An 18,780-nucleotide genomic window follows, 5' to 3' on the forward strand; every position below is an offset into this window, starting at 1 on the left:
ATAAAATAGGATACTAAGATGCCAACTCCTTGTTATATCTCAATCCAAGGCCAAACTCAGGGTAACATCACAGCGGGTGCATTCACGGCTGATTCTGTCGGTAACATCTATGTTGAAGGTCACGAAGACCAAATGCTTGTTCAAGAATTCAAGCACGTTGTTACTGTTCCTACTGATCCACAATCAGGTCAGCCTTCAGGTCAACGTGTTCACAAGCCATTTAAATTTACCGTGGCACTGAACAAAGCTGTGCCTCTGATGTACAACTCATTGGCATCAGGTGAAATGCTACCGTCTGTAGAGCTGAAGTGGTACCGCACATCGGTTGAAGGTAAGCAAGAGCATTACTTCACTACGACGCTAACCGATGCAACGATTGTTGATATCAACACCCACATGCCACACTGCCAAGACTCATCAAAAGAAGACTTCACTCAGCTTATCGAAGTATCAATGTCTTACCGTGCAATTAACTGGGATCACACGGTATCGGGCACATCTGGTGCTGATGACTGGCGTGCACCGCTAGAAGCGTAATCGCACTCAACTATGTATCAGCCTACACACCTGTGTAGGCTGCTTTTCGTTTATGCCTTTGCTAAATACGCCCCAAGGCCGACGTTAGCAAAGGTTTAATCACGAGGTCAGTATGGCAACAAAAACGGGTTTGCAATTTACATTTGAAGTCGATGGGCTAGATGCTGATGCCTTTGCCGTTACGCAATTTTCAGGCACTGACAACCTGTCTATGCCTTTCGCCTTTACCATCGACTTAGCCAGTCGTCACCCGGCCTATACGCCGCAAGAGACCGTCGATAACACGGCTACGCTCACGGTCTGGCGAGACGGTGAGCAGCAACAGCAATGGCATGGCATTATTCGACGCTTTACTCAGGGTGACACAGGCCATCACCACACCTTGTATCAGGTGGAATTTGTACCGCCAGCAGCCCGCCTCGCGTTGCGCCATAATAGCCGTATCTTTCAAACACAAACGGTGCCTGAAATTATCTCGGTGATACTACAAGAATTAGGGATCACCGATGTTGATTTCGTTTTAACGCGAGATTACGTGCCGCGTGAATATTGCGTCCAGTACCGTGAAACAGATTTAGCCTTTATCGACCGCATTGCCGCAGAAGAAGGCCTGTTTTACAGCTTTGTCCATGATAATAAAAAGAATACCCTGCGCTTTTCTGATGACACCCAAAGTGCCGCTCGACTGACGGCACCACTGCCTTATAACAGCCGCAGTGGTGGGCAAAGTGGCGTGCCTTTTGTACGCACCTTTGCTCGCCATACGCAAATGCGCCCATCATCTGCGCAACTCAAAGATTACAGCTTTAAAAAGCCGGCTTATAGCTTCTTACAAACAGCCAATGCAAAAGAAGCCGATTACCAGCAAGCCAATTACGAACATTACGATTACCCAGGGCGTTACAAAGATGATGCCAGCGGTAAGCCGTTTACTTCTTTTCGACTCGAATCATTACGTCGTGATGCCAATACAGCCTATGGTGAAAGTAACACCCATGGCTTAGTGGCTGGGGTGAACTTTGCCTTGCAAGAGCACGATGATGAGCAATGTAATGACGAATGGCTCGTGATGGCGGTTAACCATATGGGCACGCAACCGCAAGCATTAGAAGAAGCTGGCGGGCAAGGTGTAACGACCTATAACAATGACTTTATTGTGATACCCGGTCATCGTCCATGGCGAGCACCCTACACGGCTAAGCCTCGTGTTGATGGCCCACAAATTGCGATGGTGGTGGGCCCTGAAGGCGAAGAGATTTACTGTGATGAATACGGTCGCGTAAAAGTCCAGTTCCCATGGGACCGATACAGTAACAGTGATGACAATGCGAGTTGCTGGATACGTGTATCCCAAGGTTGGGCGGGTAGCCAATACGGCATGCTCGCACTACCCCGTATTGGTCATGAAGTGATTGTTGATTTTCTGGAGGGTGATCCCGACCAACCAATTATCACAGGCCGCACTTACCATGCGACCAACAAGCCCCCTTACCCGTTACCGGCGAATAAAACCCGCACGGTATTGCGCACGGAAACGCACCAAGGTGATGGCTATAACGAGCTGCGCTTTGAAGATCAAGCAGGCAAAGAAGAAATCTACGTTCACGCGCAAAAAGACGTGAATACCTTAGTGGAAAATGATCGCAAAGACGACATCAAACACGATTTGCACTTGGATGTAGACAATGAACGCTTCACCCACATCAAAACCCACGACCACCTAACCGTCGACGGTGAAAGCCGTACGCATATAAAAGCCGATCAAACTGTCGCGGTTGATGGCAGCTTACACATGAAACAAGGCCAAGCCTTATTGGTGGATGCAGGAAATGAAGTGCATTTGAAAGGCGGCACAAAAGTGGTGATAGAGGCAGGCGCAGAGCTGACCTTAAAAGCCGGCGGCAGCTTCATCAAAATCGATGCATCGGGTGTATCGCTCTCAGGAGCAGCCGTCAACATCAATGCAGGTGGCAGTGCGGGCAGTGGTACAGGCTATGGCGGTATTGCCCCAATGTTGCCCGGTGCCGTAGAGCCAGCTCAAGCGTTAGATGCAACAACTGCGATTAATTGGCCTCAGCAACTTGAGGCCATGAAAGGTAACGTGCCAGTTTGTGAGGTATGTATGGAGAATGCTCAATGAGTTTTACCACTAAGCTCCCTTTGCCGATCCCTGATTTTAATGTCAGCGATGAACAGCACTGTTTTCTTATTCTTGATGGCAGCCAAATTGAAAAACTTGAGGTGTTGTTACTTCAACAAGATTTACAACCTCACATTATTTGTCCAGCGCGCTTTTTACCATTAAGAGAGGTTTCAGCGTTTATTGTAAAACTGACACCAGAGGCAATGTCTTGGTTTATACAATATAACCGTGCCAATGTTGGATATATCATTCAAAGTGATGCCAATATCGAACAGCTTGCCAATAAACTATCAGACTGCTTTGAAGTGTTGTCAGCCTACGGCTCTAAGGTCTTTTTTAAAGTGGGCCAGCCAGAGGCGATAAATGTAATGTTAAGTGACCAAGCATGTCACCTTTGGGCGTATTTATCGAAGGTTTGGCTACCTACACGAGCGGGATGGGTTTTACTGAATCACGATGAAACCGTGAAAACACAATCACTTCCAGAAATCTATCCCTTGTCTGACAAACAGTGGCAACAATTAGGTGATATTACACGCCGTAATACCGCAGAAAAAGTATATCAACATTTGAATACTTACTTTCCAGCATTGCTTCAACAACAAACGGAGCCCTTACAGTGGATTAAGGGATGGTTACACAGCGCCAATGATATGCAGTTTGAAACCGATGTAGATATCTTTCACTTTTTTAATATTCTCGCACTCCTCGGGGAAGCGGTGTTTAAGACAAATCATTTCCCTCACATCAAAAAATTATTAGAAACACCATCAACCCAAACGCCGTCAATGCGCGTCGCTATTGCTGATGAACTCGCTCATAAGGAGGCCTCCCGTGCCAAGTGATGCTTATAATGCTGCCGAAATAGCAGGAACAACCAGCCCGAGCTCGCCTGCGGGTACATGTCCGTTACAATCCAAAGCTGTGGGCATTATTCCTGTCCGGTACGCGATAGATGGCGCGATGGGAGATGAGCCGTCATACCCATTACCGGAAGGTTCGGATTGGAAACCTACATTTAAGTTAAAGCACCAACACTATACGCTTCGTCAACTGCGAGATGGCTGGCTGTATGTATACAGTGAAAAGCTAAAAATTCTTCATACTTATAAAATTGAAGGCGACATATTCACAGCGCAAGATGAAGGCGGGACTTGTGCCGCATGTATAACTTATGATGGCGATGATACGCTGTGGCTCAGCTTCGCGCACCAAGAATGGACAGAGCGTCTCCTTACACTGTTCAGTGATGACAATCAATATCGCACAAAATGGATGCGCAAATTAAATATCTCAGCATTTAAGCAACAAATGCGTGGATCTCATGCGGGAATGGCAAAAAATCTCGAACCCTCAGTCGCTGATATTGGCGCTGTGAGTCAAGACATTATCAATGCCTTTGCTCATACGTCGACCCCATTAGAGGCCGACAGCGCAGCGCCCGACAGTGTGTTTAGTCAACCTAAAAAAGCGATAGCCGCTCCTACCTACCAAGTCGCACTACCCAATACTAATGTCGATAATGGTTTGTTCTTCGCACTGGAAGACCCATTAGCAGACATTACGGATATAGCATTGAAATTAGGTACATTTCATGCGCAGAAAGAACTGATATTGGGTGATGATAAAGATAAGCACAAGCTACTCATTTCAGAGTTTGTTCGCTCTATTGCCCGTGTACCCTATGATCCCAAAAATGCGTCAACGACATTACAAAAAAAACTCAAAGATAACCCGCAAGAAACGTTAAAGTTTGAAACCACTTTAAATGAGTACTTACGCTATCAATCGCCACTGAGCACCTCATCCTATGGTAGTGAAGCTTATGCTGCTAATGAACTCTCTTCCGAGTCGGCACGTATTGCGGCACTTGAAATGCTCACCAATACTTACTACTACACCCCAACGGATAAAGATATTGAAGCTTTTAAAAGCCGAGAAAAAAACATTGATGAAATCAACTGGGATGGTATGTCAGGTTTTCTTGATGAAAGGTATAACAAACTAGATGCCCTTGTTGGTAATGCATCACATTTTATTGAAGACTTAGAAAGTGCCTTTAAATTATTGGGGTGTGATGCGTTACGGGTCGGCATTGATATCGAAGATGACCAAGGGCAAAGCTACCTTAACCGGTGGTTTGAACAATTATTCCCTCTGATGACGGCAGTCTCTCAGGAGTGGGAAGCGGCTAAAAAAGAGACACTGCTCGCGTTAGCACCTTATTATTACAGCCAAGAGTTTCATACTGTCGTCCATCAGCAAATATCGAATGATATAATATCATTTTCAAATGCTAGTGATGATACTAATATGATCTCTCGTCTCGGTGAAGGCTACGGGTTGCTTAATGATGGACGTATTCCTGATACCGACGATACGCTAAAGGCTTTAATTAATAACGTTCTCAGTGCAGCCAAAAAAGCATTTTCAAAGGCAGGTAACTCCGCTTGGGAAGGGTTACTTGATGGTTTATTTCCTTTTCAGACTCATGGTGAGAATAACCTCGCTTCAGGACTCAGGTTGATTATTGCACGCAGTTTGATCAGCGATGATAGCAAGATTACGTTTTCTCAAGATTATGTCAAAAACCTTGAAGCATTCAATAGTAAATTGACCCCTTTACTGCAAACCGCTCAACGGCAATCTAGTCAACTTCATGCCCAAAATACGACGGCAATGCGTGATGCTCTGGGGGCGACGAAACAAGAAATCGCAGATCTTATTGCCAGTGATATGCCATTACTGATTAAGTTTGATAAAGAAGCCATGAAAGCCATGAATACGGCTGTAAGAACCAAACTAACAGGCTTTTTTTCAGGGCTGCGAGAGCGCACGATTTCGATGACTGGAAAAGCGAATAAGTCATTAGAAAGCATTAACGGTGCCGGTACTGTTATCGGTGGGTTTGCCGCGATCTGTAACCTTTGGAATTTAATGGTTGTGTCGAAACAAGTGACCTCAAAGCTTAATCAGGCCGGTACCCCACAAGAGCAAGCGGATGTCTATATCGAACTTGCTTCGACGGTTTCATGGACACTTTCTGCGTTTGCAGGAGTGGGACGTGATGCGCAGGTGATTGCTAATGATTTTGTTAAACTATCAGTTAATGACGCACTCAAAAAGTCTGTCAGTAATAGTAATCTTGAACAACAGGTAGTGATAAAACGCTTTGCAGCAGCTGCGAAAGTGACTGCGATATTTGGCTTATTTGCGGCGAGTACGGAAGGTTATTTAACCGTCAAGCAACTCATGAAATCGGATGATTGGTTTGAGCAAATACTATTGTCAGGTAAAGGTTTAGCCCTTGTGGCTCAAGGTATAGTTTCAGGCTTTCAATTATTTAACTTGGCGAGCCAGACTGTTATTCTCGGAGAAATTATTGCAGCCTGGATGGTCAGTACCCTATTTTATGCAGGTATTGCCTATCTCATCTTCTCGGGGCTGTATAATTATTTTCATCGCGATGAAATGCAAAAATGGTTACGAGGTTCAAGTTGGGGTAAATCACCAATAAAACAAACCGCTGAACAGGAGTTAATGGGATTAGAAGACATTATTTGGAAGCCCAATATTGAACTGACTAAAAAGAGCGTCGATATTTATTTACCGTCTTACCTTTTTGACGATGAAAAGCAGCATTACGATTTACAAGTGGTTGTAAAGAAGAAGCATCATAATACAAATTTAAGTTATGCTCCTCCTTCTGTCATCCAGGAAGAAATGAACAAACCGCAGAAAATGATGATTGACGTTACTCAAGCTAAACGCAAGAAAACGTCGAACGGTGCCTCTTACATTACAGTTCCTGTGATCTATGACGAGGGTGATACTGTTGTTATTGCGATAAACTACGACAGGGCATGGACGGAAAGTTGCCAAAGTTATGTGGGGACACTGACCTCGACAGGCACATTTGATTTAGAGAAAACTCAAGACGTTATTCGTCATCACCATGGCGTAGCTGGTCTAAAGCTCCCTACCGCAGGATAAATAAAAATGGATAAAGAACAACAAATTGAACGATTATATGCCACCGCTCCTGTTTATGAGTGGGAGCTCATCGTAAATCCAGATAGTAGTCGTACAAAAATAGCGTTTGTTTTTTTTCTAGTACTAATGCTTATTGGTCTGACTACTTTGTTTTTTAATTGGAATAGAGGTGGCCTTATGGTCGCAGGAGTGTTTGCATTTTCTGCTTTATGGGCTGCCCCTTGGATCCGCTACCTAATAAAGGCAGACAAGCGTTACTATTACGCCATCAATCAGTATGGCATTTATTTAACACAAGAAGATATTATTCCTGAAATTGCTTACACCATTGTAAGACGCTCGGCATGGGTTGGCTGCGCTATTTGTATCTTTGCAGCAATATTCATTGGGCCGATAGCATTTGTGGGGGCTGGCGGTGCGGCATTAATGTCATTTGGTATGACAAACTTTCGCCCTAAGCCATATAAACATCAATGTTTGTTCGATGGGTACGCGCAACTCGAGTATTATGAAAGCTGTAAATCTTTTATTAATACAAAAGAGAGCTTTTTTCTTTCACTGATTCCGAAACAAAAGCTGAAAGAAATAGAAAGTGTGCTCGCTAAGTTTAATGATACTTTTGAAACAGAGTATATCGATGACTTAAAAGATGCTCCTCGATTTCAAGCTCACCGAGTTATCCTAGAGGTTGTTCGATAACGAATCTTTTTTTCAACTAAACCGCTCTTTATGGGCGGTTTTTTTATAGCGTCAGTAGATTGACGAACATAAACTCTGGCTTTTATTGCTATGACCAAGTTTGAATTTCAAGCCAATTATTGCCCAGCTGGTTATAGGTGTATTCTCAGCGAGGTTAAGTGCGCCTACACCGAGATGAAATGAATGGAAACACTCAATAAAGAACAACAAATTGAACGATTATATGCCACCGCTCCTGTCTATGAGTGGGAGCTCATTGTGAATCCAAATAGTACTCGCACAAAGTTAACATATGTTTTTTTTCTTATACCAATGCTTATTGGTCTGACCGTTTTGTTTTCTACTTGGAATAGTCATGGACTTTTGATTGCAGGGGCGTTTGCATTGACTGCTTTATGGGCTGCTCCTTGGTGGCGTTATTTACTTAACGCAGACAAGCGTTACTATTACGCCATCAATCAGTATGGCATTTATTCAACAAGAGAAGATATTATTCCCGAAATTGCTTACACCATTGTAAGACGCTCGGCATGGGTAGGCTGCGCTATTTGTGTCTTTGCGGCAATATTCATTGGGCCGATAGCATTTGTGGGGGCTGGCGGTGCAGCGTTAATGTCATTTGGTATGACAAACTTTCGTCCTAAGCCATTTAAAAATCAATGTTTATTCGATGGGTATGCTAAGTTGGAATATGGCAGTAGTTGTCAATCTAGTTTAGAAACCAAAGATTGGCTTTTTGCGTCAATGATTCCGAAACAAAAGCTTAAAGAAATAGAAAGTGTGCTCGCTAAGTTTAATGATACTTTTGAAACAGAGTATATCGATGACTTAAAAGATGCACCTCGATTTCAAGCTCACCGAGTTATCCTAGAGGTTGTTCGATAACGAATCTTTTTTTCAACTAAACCGCTCTTTATGGGCGGTTTTTTTATAGCGTCAGTAGATTGACGAACATAAACTCTGGCTTTTATTGCTATGACCAAGTTTGAATTGCAAGCCAATTATTGCCCAGCTGGTTATAGGTGTATTCTCAGCGAAGTTAAGTACGCCTACACCGAGATGAAATGAATGGAAACACTCGATAAAGAACAACAAATTGAACGATTATATGCCACCGCTCCCGTCTATGAGTGGGAGTTAATCGTGAATCCAATATCTTTTCGAACACAAATGACATATTTCTTTCTTTTGTTTTCTATTTTACTTAGTGTGATATTTTTTTTGACAGACTCTGGTGCATTTTCAATTGTACCAATATTAGGAGCTGCTTTTTTATGTCCATGGTTTCGCTATTTAGTAAATGCAGACAAACGTTACTATTACGCCATTAATCAGTATGGCATTTATTTAACAGAAGAAGATATTATTCCTGAAATTGCTTACACCATTGTAAGACGTTCGGCATGGGTAGGCTGCGCTATTTGTATCTTTGCGGCAATATTCATTGGGCCGATGGCATTTGTAGGGGCTGGCGGTGCGGCATTAATGTCATTTGGTATGACAAACTTTCGTCCTAAGCCATATAAACATCAATGTTTGTTCGATGGGTACGCGCAACTCGAGTATTATGAAAGCTGTAAATCTTTTATTAATACAAAAGAGAGCTTTTTTCTTTCACTAATTCCGAAACAAAAGCTTAAAGAAATAGAAAGTGTGCTCGCTAAGTTTAATGATACTTTTGAAACAGAGTATATCGATGACTTAAAAGATGCACCTCGATTTCAAGCTCACCGAGTTATCCTAGAGGTTGTTCGATAACGAATCTTTTTTCAACGAAACCGCTCTTTATGGGCGGTTTTTTTATAGCGTCAGTAGATTGACGAACATAAACTCTGGCTTTTATTGCTATGACCAAGTTTGAATTTCAAGCCAATTATTGCCCAGCTGGTTATAGGTGTATTCTCAGCGAGGTTAAGTACGCCTACACCGAGATGAAATGAATGGAAACACTCAATAAAGAACAGCAAATTGAACGATTATATGCTACCGCTCCCGTCTATGAGTGGGAGTTAATCGTGAATCCAGATAGTGCCCGTACAAAAGTAGCATTTGTTTTTTTTCTTATACCAATGCTTATTGGTCTGACCGTTTTGTTTTTTAATTGGAATAGAGGTGGCCTTATGGTCGCAGGAATGTTTGCATTTACTGCTTTATGGGGCGCCCCTTGGATCCGCTACCTAATAAAGGCAGACAAACATTAATATTACGCCATCAATCAGTATGGTATTTATTTAACACAAGAAGATATTATTCCCGAAATTGCTTACACCATTGTAAGACGCTCGGCATGGGTAGGCTGCGCTATTTGTATCTTTGCGGCAATATTCATTGGGCCGATAGCATTTGTGGGGGCTGGCGGTGCGGCATTAATGTCATTTGGTATGACAAACTTTCGTCCTAAGCCATATAAACATCAATGTTTGTTCGATGGATACGCTAAGTTGAGAAACTATTGTGAAAATGAATACTCATTGTATACAAAGAATTACAATTATGGGTTTGATTTAATCATTCCAAATGAAAAATTAACGCCATTTATTAAAGTCATCAAACAATATAACGATACTTTTGAAGAAGAGTTTATGGATATATACAAAGATGTTAAATTTCAAGCTCATAAAGTTATCCTAGAGGTTGTTCGATAACGAATCTTTTTTTCAACTAAACCGCTCTTTATGGGCGGTTTTTTTATAGCGTTAGTAGCATGACGAACATCAACTCTGGCTTTTATTGCTATGACCAAGTTTGAATTGCAGGCCAATTATTGCCCAGCTGGTTATAGGTGTATTCTCAGCGAGGTTAAGTACGCCTACACCGAGATGAAATGAATGGAAACACTCAATAAAGAACAACAAATTGAACGATTATATGCCACCGCTCCTGTCTATGAGTGGGAGCTCATCGTGAATCCAGATAGTAGTCGTACAAAAGTAGCATTTGTTTTTTTTCTTATACCAATGCTTATTGGTCTGACCGTTTTGTTTTTTAATTGGAATAGTGACGGACTTGTGATTGCAGGAGTGTTTGCATTCACTGCTTTATGGGGCGCTCCTTGGATCCGCTACCTAATAAAGGCAGACAAACGTTACTATTACGCCATCAATCAGTATGGCATTTATTTAACAGAAGAAGATATTATTCCTGAAATTGCTTACACCATTGTAAGACGCTCGGCATGGGTTGGCTGCGCTATTTGTATCTTTGCGGCAATATTCATTGGGCCGATGGCATTTGTAGGGGCTGGCGGTGCGGCATTAATGTCATTTAGTATGACAAACTTTCGTCCTAAGCCATATAAACATCAATGTTTGTTCGGTGGGTATGCTAAGTTGAGAAACTCTGATGAAAATTATTATATTTTGAGAACAGATCCTCTGAGAACAGAAAATTCACTAGTTCCGTTAGTGATACCAAAAAATAAATTAATACCAATTATTAAAATCATCAAACAATATAACGATACTTTTGAAGAAGAGTTTTCGGATATATACAAAGGCTCTAAATTTCAAGCTCACCGAGTTATCCTAGAGGTTGTTCGATAACGAATCTTTTTTCAACGAAACCGCTCTTTATGGGCGGTTTTTTTATAGCGTCAGTAGATTGACGAACATAAACTCTGGCTTTTATTGCTATGACCAAGTTTGAATTTCAAGCCAATTATTGCCCAGCTGGTTATAGGTGTATTCTCAGCGAGACTTAGTAACTTAAAGAATACTAGACAGCAAAATATCGACGAATAACATGATTCTAATTACACGTTAAAGAAGTGGCTAAGGGAAATAATAGACTCGGGCCTGCGTCGAGGCTGCAATTTGGCATCTACACAAAGAGCGATTGTAAGCTCGGGAATAGCAATAAGCGCATGGGCATTCTAGCGTTACAGACGATCTTAATATCTAAGACAATATGTCGTAGCAGCCTTCCGTGGATATCGTTCTAGTCACGGAAGCCGAATCTAATCCAATACTGGACAAAGAACGCATGGCACAGTTAATTGAGCTGATGCCTTAATCAGATTCGTTAGCCAATAACAAAGGTAAATTCACCAGTTAAACGCCCGTCAATTCGCATGGTTTCAAACTGCAGATGATCACGGGCTTTTCCCCCCCACCATTCATTACCAGTATTACCTTTTAAGTACAGCTGGGTGGTAAGTAGCTCTTGATTGCCACGCCACAACTTAACATGAATGTGTGGCGGACGAGAAGCGTAAGGTACAGGATACAATGTCTGAAATAAGTAGCGCCCATCCGATTGAGTTTCAACCGCGCCAAACCCTGCAAAGTGAGCATCAAACATATCGTTATTTGGCTGGTTTGGGTGAGAATAGATACCTTGCCCATCACACTGCCAGATTTCTAGTTTGATGCCTGAAACAGGGTTTCCCGTTGTATCCACTACTTTCCCTTGCAATATGATGGGCTCTCCAATTAATCCTTCAGTCTGAAGTAATAAATTTGATCGAAGAGGAATACGATCGACCGGATAAAATGGTCCTTCTGCTTGTTCAGGTGTTAACTGTATCGGCGTTTTGGCCTTTAAACGTGTCGTAAAAATCAAACTCCAAAGCGCTAAAAAGTGTCGTCGTTCCATGGTTTCACCAATCGCAAGTTTTAGTTAAGTTTGGTTAACATTGAACGATTTGCCAAGACGAATGCCAGTGGATAATAAAGTTTTATCAACATCTGAAGCATTTGGACATAAAATCTTGTTACGATGTGAGGCTAGCAATACCAAAGCCTCAGCAAACCACCTTAAACACTAAAACCAGCACACATTAAAATGCCCGCATGGTGAATCACTCTAAACAACTTGTTATTTTTTCGCTGAGTACACAGTTTTAAAATGCTCTAAGACAAGCACCATATCTTCTGATGGACTGATATTGAGTTCGTCGCACTCTTTTGAAAAGAAATTCCAGTGAGCTTTTCTCCACCAGCCTAGTGTTTTGTCACCTTCACCTTCTAGTGCTGCAAACTCAGCTGTTACTTCATTGTATTTACACTTTGATACAGAGGTTACTTCTATAATGCAAACGGGTTCACCAGACCAATTAGTGACAACCTGAAGATGTCCCACTTCAGGCATAAGTTCACCTTGTTCGCTGTACCAAATATATAAACTGCATGAGGCTCGTTTTTCACCGCGTAATATGAGATCAGCGCATAGGTTTGCATTGTATTCGTCGGCACAAAAATAGTCTGAACTAAATGAGGTGTACTGTGATGCCCTTTCACAAGACAGAGAACTAAGATATTGATCGAGGTATAATTTACTTCTTTCATCCATGATGTTTACTCAAAATGTGATTAAAAATATAACGCCAACACATTACCCATCTCACCTTACAAGGTAAACGCCCAACGACGATTGATGCTTATAGTCGTGCTTTACGTCGCATTACACATCAACAAGATAAATTATCAGACACTTTAACAACCGAAGATCTTAAGCATCATTTCGTGTTATTGGTTAAAAATCATTAGTGAAGTGTAAATTAATCAGAATAGATTACATTTTTAAAATTAATAATGAGGTATTGAGTATAATTATCGGTGTCGTCGCGCGACATATTTACTTAGCTGTTATATGACTTTTCGCGCGATGATATGGATTGCCATACTTTTGTGACCTGACATAGTCGAGTTGTCGACCAGTGTAGAATTCTCAATATTGAAGTCTGTTAGTAACGCTTCAAACTCTGCTTTTGAACTATGCCACATAGATACACCTGTACCTGAGACAAAATTTAAGCTTTGGTATGAACAAAACTCAGCTAGATAAATAATACCCTGAGGTTTGAGCACTCGGTGTAGTTCGCTAAGTATATTGTCACGATAGCTTTGTTCTGGAATACAAGTTAGTACGGCACACAAAACTATCGAATCAAATTCGCCATCAGAGAAAGGCAAAACCTCAGCCGATAGATATCTTAAATCAAGCTCTGGACATTCGCTCAAACCTCGGCTCACCATTTCTTTCGATGAATCGATGCCAACGACTTCACGATAGCCAAGCTCTAATATCTGTTTTGTGATTCGTCCATATCCACACCCAAAGTCCAAAATTTTAGATTCAAGAGGTACAGATGCGACAAAATCATCAGTTGATATTTTTAAATTAAAATTGACTCGATCTGCCACAGAATCCCATTCATTCATGATTTCCTACCCTGTCATATAAAATATTGCTAACGTGAAAACTTAGTGTGCCAGACTTTGCAGCGTAGCGAAAAATGCACGCGTGCCCCCCCTCTTGCACGCTTTGTTAGGGCTTGAAACTCTCAGCAACAAACTTACTGCCCATTGACCCCATTAAGACACCTGAACCTTTGTTAATGTAGGACTTAAAGCGTAAATAACTTGCTTGAGCCTTTGGGCTTGATAGCAAAATAGAAACTAGGAAGTACCAAGAAAAATTTAAGACAAACACGCCCACCACCAATATAGATGTTGTATAAAAAGGAACTTTCATGGGTAGCATGGCTGCAAACACACTGCTAAATACAATTGCAGTCTTTGGGTTACTTAACTGTGTCGTCAATCCAAGAACTACCGCCTTAAAATGAGCAGGTTTGTTCGTTAGCTCTGCGCCATCGGAAACAACGTTGCTTTTGCTCGCGCGCCACATTTTTATCCCTAGATAACATAGATATAGACCACCAAGAACTTTGAAAGCTACGTAAAGCTCTGGCACAGCATCAAAAAGTGCAATGAGCCCCATTGAAGCAATAAATGCAAATGTACTTGCTCCCAAACCTAGACCTATTGAAATACACATGGCTTCAGATCGAGATTTTGACATAGCTGTTTGCGCAACTAAGATAAATGAAGGACCAGGTGTCATTGCACCAAAGAGTAACAGCGTAGCGATTGGCAGTAGAAATAAGTATTGCTCCAACATTTATAATCATCCTTGTACTAACTTGCGTGATTGGCCCTATCAGGACATAAATAAGCATTCTTACTTCAATGCAAAATACACCAATATAATACCTTTATCACAATTGATACAATCTATACATCATGAAGCTGATGACGTTTTTAACCTTTTAAATGATTTTTTAGAATATGGAAAGTAAGAAATATTGCTTATTAAAAACAGGGTTAAAGCGATAAATCTCTCAACTTTATTATAACTAGTTATATATAGAGACGAAAAAAGGCTAAGTAATAACTTAACCTTTTATTCACCCTATTTTTTGACAGGTTAAATAGGTAATAAGTATGTTTTCACTATCTTATTACCAGAGTCTTCATCTGTAATTAAGACTTTATTAGAAATGATTGTCATTCCTTGCGGGTTATTAACATCATCAATATCATAAACATTTATAGGTTTGTTTGATTCTTTATCTAAAACTATCAATTGCTTACCTGAGTTGTTTAATAAAATAATTGCGTTATCTGTAACTTCCATACCGGTTATTATAGGAACCTCTTTCGTTTTCATTGATATGATCTGTTCAGCGTTTAACATCATATCTTTACGGCTAAATCTTGATAACACAATAAAATCATTGACTTTATTAGGCAAAGACAAGGTTAGATATTCATTATCTAATAAAGATAATGCACTGCTACCTATATAACTTTTACTAGCTCGAACTGTCTTTAAGTTCCCTCTACCCACTTCTTTCATGCGATATGAATCATCAACAGATAGTTTTACATAACTTTTATAAACAGAAGTTACAATAACCTCTCCATTTTTATCAAAAAAAACGCCAGAGATATTATTTACATCTTTATCAAATTTTGGGTCCACTTTATATTGGCTTAATATTTTTGATGCCGTATTATCAAGTAAATAAATCCAGTTTTTATTTGTCGCAATAGCAATTACACTTCTTTTCTCATCATAACTTATCGCTGTTACTCGACCGGTAACATTAGCTGGAAGATCAGTATTTTCTATCTTCAGCAATTCGTTCGCATGTTCAAGCTTAGTGTTTACATTAGCCGTTAATGTATTAAATTCAGGTTGTTCGATGTAATTATTGGCTCTAAATGAAAAATGACTCCACGTAGGCCAATGTTTTGTTGTCCAAACCGTTTTACTTAAATCATAACTAAAACTTTGCGGGCTACCTTGTCCAATATATGGAGGTGGACCAACTTGAGTGAATGCCTGAATTACGTTTAAAAAGATAACTATAATAAAGCTATATCCTGAGAATTTATGGAACTTCCCCCATTGGATCTGTGTTGTATTTTTTAATGTATCTTCATTTGAAAAACCTAATAATAAAGACATAATTAGTAAGTTAGCTATAAATAAGAGCACTCCCCATGTATAAGCATGAGCACCCAATATTAACCCACCAAACCCCTGTCCAATATCTTGTCCAAGATGCACAGAGCTATGTAATATACTTAGCCATAACCCGTAAATACATATAAAATAATAGGTACTAATATATTTTAATCTCAAACCATATCGAGACATATATAAAGCACAAAGAGAAAGAAGTATTATTGCAATTCTTTCCTGCCAACATAATATACAAGGGTTATCACCCAGAATATAACCAAGTATCACAGTTGCAATACCAATTGGGATCACAGTTAATCCTAAAGATAAAGCAGATAAAAACAGGGATATTTGAGAGCTATTTAAACGTTTCAATTAGTAGTTCCCCATAGGTAGTATCATATTCCAACAAACGACAAGAGATAATAAAACACTAAAAATGACAGAACAAAATAAAGAAACATCACTCAAGTTTTTTCTTTTTGGATAAAATACAACTAATAATGAAGATATTAAAATTATAAATAATATTAAAAATTCCAAGCTCGCACCTTACTTATTTAATTAATAGATATCATCTATATCTGATGACTTAAAAACTATTTCTATCGGCTAAATTTATTACCGATTTCTTTATATATTCGTAATAACAATTTTGATATTAAGTGGGCATTTTTAAGCACATGGCTTTTGGTGTGCATCAAATAACGTATGAAGTCTCACCAATAAATCAACTTTATTATGAGTACTCTTAATATAAATGTAGCCACTTACCAAGTGATCATTAGACGCTAAGAGCTCACTCTTCGTGTCGATACGTCTGTCTATTTACAGAGTTCTTGTTTGTATGCAACATGAGCGACAATCGCAATATTACGAATACTTTGATTATCTAACATTTTTTATCCTCATATTGATGTGACGAATTGATCATACAGGCTGTACAAAAATACCAATAACAACATTCAGACGATAAACATCACTAATGAGACAATTGAATAGCGGCTAACGAAAAATATTCCATAGAACGCGCAAATTATTGAAGCATCCTTACAATTCACATTTCTGCATTGCAAGCTTTTGATGAAAGTTTTAGCTTGATAAAAAACGGTATTTCCATACTCCCCTGATGCGAATGCATATCTTCTTTGCTCAACACTGAGCCACATCATCGGTCGCTATAGAAAGTTTAACCATCAAAACATACAGCGTTTTGCTTTTGTTTCGATAATTACATGTAGGCCACATTATGAATACAGACGATCACGCCAATAATGCACCTTTTGGTACTTTGCTAGGTTATGCCCCAGGTGGTATTGCAATCTACTCTTCCGATTACAGTACTATCGATGAAAATGAATACACCGATGATTCCGCCATGCGTAGCTACGTTCATGGTGAATATATGGGTATGAAATGGCAATGTGTCGAGTTTGCGCGACGTTTTCTTTATATCAATTACGGGTTGGTATTTACCGATGTCGGTATGGCATATGAGATTTTTTCGTTGCGTTTCTTACGCCAAGTCGTTAACGATAAAATCTTACCACTTTACGCATTTGCCAATGGCTCTCGCCAAGCGCCTGTCGCTGGTTCATTATTGATTTGGCAAAAAGGTGGAGAGTTTCAAGAAACAGGTCACGTCGCAATTATTACTCAAATTATCGATAACAAAGTCATGATTGCTGAGCAGAACGTTACGTTTGCGCCACTGCCATTAGGTCAACAATGGACACGTGAATTAACCTTACACGTTAATGATGGCTGCTACACCATTGAAGATACGTTTGAAGACTCTGAAATTTTAGGTTGGATGGCTTATAACATCGAAGCGCATGATTGTTTACCTCAACCCTCTCCTTCACCTGAGCTACTGAATATTCAATGTGCCTATCGTGATAACCAAGCGCAATTCTCACCCCCTTGGTTAGATGAAACAGATCCGCTTGAATTAACCTACCAGCAAGCCAATAGCAAACAGTTACTTAACGATGATATTTATCGTTATTTCACCATATCTGAAAGCGCTGAGCATGAATTAGCCAAAGCCACAAACGAATTACATTTAATGTACTTACACGCCACAGATAAAGTTCTGCAAGACGATAGTTTGCTTGAATTGTTCGATATTCCGAAAATTTTATGGCCTCGTTTACGGTTATCATGGCAAAAACACCGCCATAGTATGTTAACAGGCCGCCTTGATTTCTGTATGTCTGATGATGGCTTAAAAGTGTATGAATACAATGCTGATTCCGCATCTTGTCACACGGAAGCGTGTTTGATCATTCAGAAATGGGCAGAGCAAGGTGGCGACATTACTGAAAATAGCCCTGCTGAAGATCTACTTAACGAGCTTGCCAGTGTATGGAAGTACAGCCAAGAATATGATTTTGTTCATATCATGCAAGATGATGATGCAGAGGAAGATTATCACGCATTATTCATGCAAAAAGCGTTAACCTTAGCCGGCATTGAAAGCAAAATACTCAAAGGGTTGGACGGCATACATTGGAACAATATTGGACAATTAGTCGATGACGAACAACGCTTGATTCAATGTGTATGGAAAACATGGGCATGGGAAACCGCAATGGATCAAGTGCGCGAAGTTAGCAGCACCGAATATGCCGCTGTACCTATTCACACTGGCTATCCTGATACAAAAGTGCGTTTAATCGACGTGTTACTTCGCCCTGAAGTTAAAGTGTTTGAGCCACTATGGACGGTAATACCAAGTAACAAAGCGATATTGCCTGTGCTTTGGTCTTTATTCCCCCACCATCATTATTTATTAGATACTGACTTCACCGTAACCGATGAACTGCGCCAAACTGGTTATGCCGTTAAGCCTATTGCTGGACGCTGTGGCAGCAATATTGATTTGGTTAACCACAACGATTCAGTATTGGATACAACCGATGGGAAATTTAATAATCAGAAAAACATCTACCAGCAGCTATGGTGTTTACCTAAAGTCGCCAATAAATATATTCAGGTTTGTACTTTTACTGTCGATGGGAACTATGGCGGTGTATGTTTGCGTTCAGATGATTCATTAGTAATTAAAAAAGACAGTGATATCGAACCTTTGATTGTATTGGAAGACAGTGCGTTCTTAAAATAGTAGCCTGCTTCTATATAATAAAAAAACG

At 40.3% G+C, this 18,780-nt stretch carries 16 protein-coding genes; 11 read left to right on the forward strand and 5 right to left on the reverse strand.

The genetic code is table 11. The features are described from left to right. Positions 1–18 precede the first annotated feature (18 nt). From CTN01_RS04210 to CTN01_RS04250, 10 genes are all read left to right on the forward strand, one after another. Entirely contained in the window at positions 19–537 is a 519-nt protein-coding gene (locus CTN01_RS04210; RefSeq protein WP_006645511.1) for an Hcp family type VI secretion system effector, read from the forward strand. 112 nt (positions 538–649) lie between these two features. Beyond that, positions 650–2,677 carry a type VI secretion system Vgr family protein gene (locus CTN01_RS04215; RefSeq protein WP_107342092.1) on the forward strand — a complete coding sequence of 676 codons (2,028 nt, stop codon included), beginning with the start codon at positions 650–652 and terminating at the stop codon, positions 2,675–2,677. Next, positions 2,674–3,525, forward strand: coding sequence for a DUF4123 domain-containing protein (locus tag CTN01_RS04220; protein ID WP_045150626.1), 852 nt, complete (start codon positions 2,674–2,676; stop codon positions 3,523–3,525). Before CTN01_RS04215 ends, CTN01_RS04220 begins: the two co-directional genes overlap by 4 nt. Next, positions 3,515–6,673, forward strand: a complete 3,159-nt coding sequence (locus CTN01_RS04225; protein ID WP_045150625.1) for a toxin VasX — start codon at positions 3,515–3,517, stop codon at positions 6,671–6,673. The genes CTN01_RS04220 and CTN01_RS04225 overlap by 11 nt, the downstream gene beginning before the upstream one ends. Before the next feature lie 6 nt (positions 6,674–6,679). Beyond that, positions 6,680–7,372, forward strand: coding sequence for a hypothetical protein (locus tag CTN01_RS04230; RefSeq protein ID WP_107188467.1), 693 nt, complete (start codon positions 6,680–6,682; stop codon positions 7,370–7,372). Between the two features lie 183 nt (positions 7,373–7,555). Next, positions 7,556–8,257: a hypothetical protein gene (locus tag CTN01_RS04235; protein WP_045150658.1), complete on the forward strand. Its 702-nt coding sequence runs from the start codon at positions 7,556–7,558 to the stop codon at positions 8,255–8,257. A 183-nt stretch (positions 8,258–8,440) separates the two neighbouring features. Continuing rightward, positions 8,441–9,130, forward strand: a complete 690-nt coding sequence (locus CTN01_RS04240) for a hypothetical protein (RefSeq protein WP_107188468.1) — start codon at positions 8,441–8,443, stop codon at positions 9,128–9,130. 182 nt (positions 9,131–9,312) lie between these two features. Continuing rightward, positions 9,313–9,573 (forward strand): hypothetical protein, encoded by a 261-nt coding sequence (locus CTN01_RS23160; RefSeq protein ID WP_346245257.1) that lies wholly within the window; start codon positions 9,313–9,315, stop codon positions 9,571–9,573. 144 nt (positions 9,574–9,717) lie between these two features. Then, positions 9,718–10,017, forward strand: a complete 300-nt coding sequence (locus CTN01_RS23165; RefSeq protein ID WP_346245259.1) for a hypothetical protein — start codon at positions 9,718–9,720, stop codon at positions 10,015–10,017. A gap of 183 nt (positions 10,018–10,200) precedes the next feature. Beyond that, complete coding sequence (locus CTN01_RS04250; protein ID WP_045150682.1) at positions 10,201–10,914, forward strand: hypothetical protein; 714 nt, start codon at positions 10,201–10,203, stop codon at positions 10,912–10,914. A gap of 478 nt (positions 10,915–11,392) precedes the next feature. Here CTN01_RS04250 and CTN01_RS04255 read toward each other — a convergent pair whose 3' ends face one another. The 5 genes from CTN01_RS04255 to CTN01_RS04275 form a co-directional block, all read right to left on the reverse strand. Further along, positions 11,393–11,965, reverse strand: coding sequence for a dioxygenase family protein (locus CTN01_RS04255; protein ID WP_045150339.1), 573 nt, complete (start codon positions 11,963–11,965; stop codon positions 11,393–11,395). Positions 11,966–12,187: 222 nt separating this feature from the next. Next, the gene (locus CTN01_RS04260; RefSeq protein WP_039860246.1) at positions 12,188–12,661 is read right to left on the reverse strand and encodes an ASCH domain-containing protein; all 474 of its coding nucleotides are present in this window, start codon (positions 12,659–12,661) and stop codon (positions 12,188–12,190) included. A 296-nt stretch (positions 12,662–12,957) separates the two neighbouring features. Beyond that, positions 12,958–13,533, reverse strand: a complete 576-nt coding sequence (locus tag CTN01_RS04265) for a class I SAM-dependent methyltransferase (RefSeq protein ID WP_045150340.1) — start codon at positions 13,531–13,533, stop codon at positions 12,958–12,960. Positions 13,534–13,639: 106 nt separating this feature from the next. Next, the gene (locus tag CTN01_RS04270; RefSeq protein ID WP_045150341.1) at positions 13,640–14,275 is read right to left on the reverse strand and encodes a LysE family translocator; all 636 of its coding nucleotides are present in this window, start codon (positions 14,273–14,275) and stop codon (positions 13,640–13,642) included. 306 nt (positions 14,276–14,581) lie between these two features. Beyond that, positions 14,582–16,000, reverse strand: coding sequence for a disulfide bond formation protein B (locus CTN01_RS04275; protein WP_208598953.1), 1,419 nt, complete (start codon positions 15,998–16,000; stop codon positions 14,582–14,584). Between the two features lie 874 nt (positions 16,001–16,874). Between CTN01_RS04275 and gss the strand changes: the two genes are divergently transcribed. Continuing rightward, positions 16,875–18,752 (forward strand): bifunctional glutathionylspermidine amidase/synthase, encoded by a 1,878-nt coding sequence (gss, locus tag CTN01_RS04280; protein WP_045150343.1) that lies wholly within the window; start codon positions 16,875–16,877, stop codon positions 18,750–18,752. Positions 18,753–18,780 lie beyond the last annotated feature (28 nt).

The organism is Photobacterium angustum, assembly GCF_003026365.1.
In the GTDB taxonomy this organism is placed as follows: Bacteria; Pseudomonadota; Gammaproteobacteria; order Enterobacterales; family Vibrionaceae; genus Photobacterium; species Photobacterium angustum.

Bases quoted from the DNA above. Each gene is read 5' to 3' on its own strand.
- CTN01_RS04220 (WP_045150626.1), top strand. From the start codon at position 2,674: ATGAGTTTTACCACTAAGCTCCCTTTGCCGATCCCTGATTTTAATGTC.
- CTN01_RS04270 (WP_045150341.1), bottom strand. From the start codon at position 14,275: ATGTTGGAGCAATACTTATTTCTACTGCCAATCGCTACGCTGTTACTC.
- CTN01_RS04215 (WP_107342092.1), top strand. From the start codon at position 650: ATGGCAACAAAAACGGGTTTGCAATTTACATTTGAAGTCGATGGGCTA.
- CTN01_RS04230 (WP_107188467.1), top strand. From the start codon at position 6,680: ATGGATAAAGAACAACAAATTGAACGATTATATGCCACCGCTCCTGTT.
- CTN01_RS04265 (WP_045150340.1), bottom strand. From the start codon at position 13,533: ATGAATGAATGGGATTCTGTGGCAGATCGAGTCAATTTTAATTTAAAA.
- CTN01_RS04210 (WP_006645511.1), top strand. From the start codon at position 19: ATGCCAACTCCTTGTTATATCTCAATCCAAGGCCAAACTCAGGGTAAC.
- CTN01_RS04240 (WP_107188468.1), top strand. From the start codon at position 8,441: ATGGAAACACTCGATAAAGAACAACAAATTGAACGATTATATGCCACC.
- CTN01_RS04260 (WP_039860246.1), bottom strand. From the start codon at position 12,661: ATGGATGAAAGAAGTAAATTATACCTCGATCAATATCTTAGTTCTCTG.
- gss (WP_045150343.1), top strand. From the start codon at position 16,875: ATGAATACAGACGATCACGCCAATAATGCACCTTTTGGTACTTTGCTA.
- CTN01_RS04255 (WP_045150339.1), bottom strand. From the start codon at position 11,965: ATGGAACGACGACACTTTTTAGCGCTTTGGAGTTTGATTTTTACGACA.
- CTN01_RS23160 (WP_346245257.1), top strand. From the start codon at position 9,313: ATGGAAACACTCAATAAAGAACAGCAAATTGAACGATTATATGCTACC.
- CTN01_RS04250 (WP_045150682.1), top strand. From the start codon at position 10,201: ATGGAAACACTCAATAAAGAACAACAAATTGAACGATTATATGCCACC.
- CTN01_RS04235 (WP_045150658.1), top strand. From the start codon at position 7,556: ATGGAAACACTCAATAAAGAACAACAAATTGAACGATTATATGCCACC.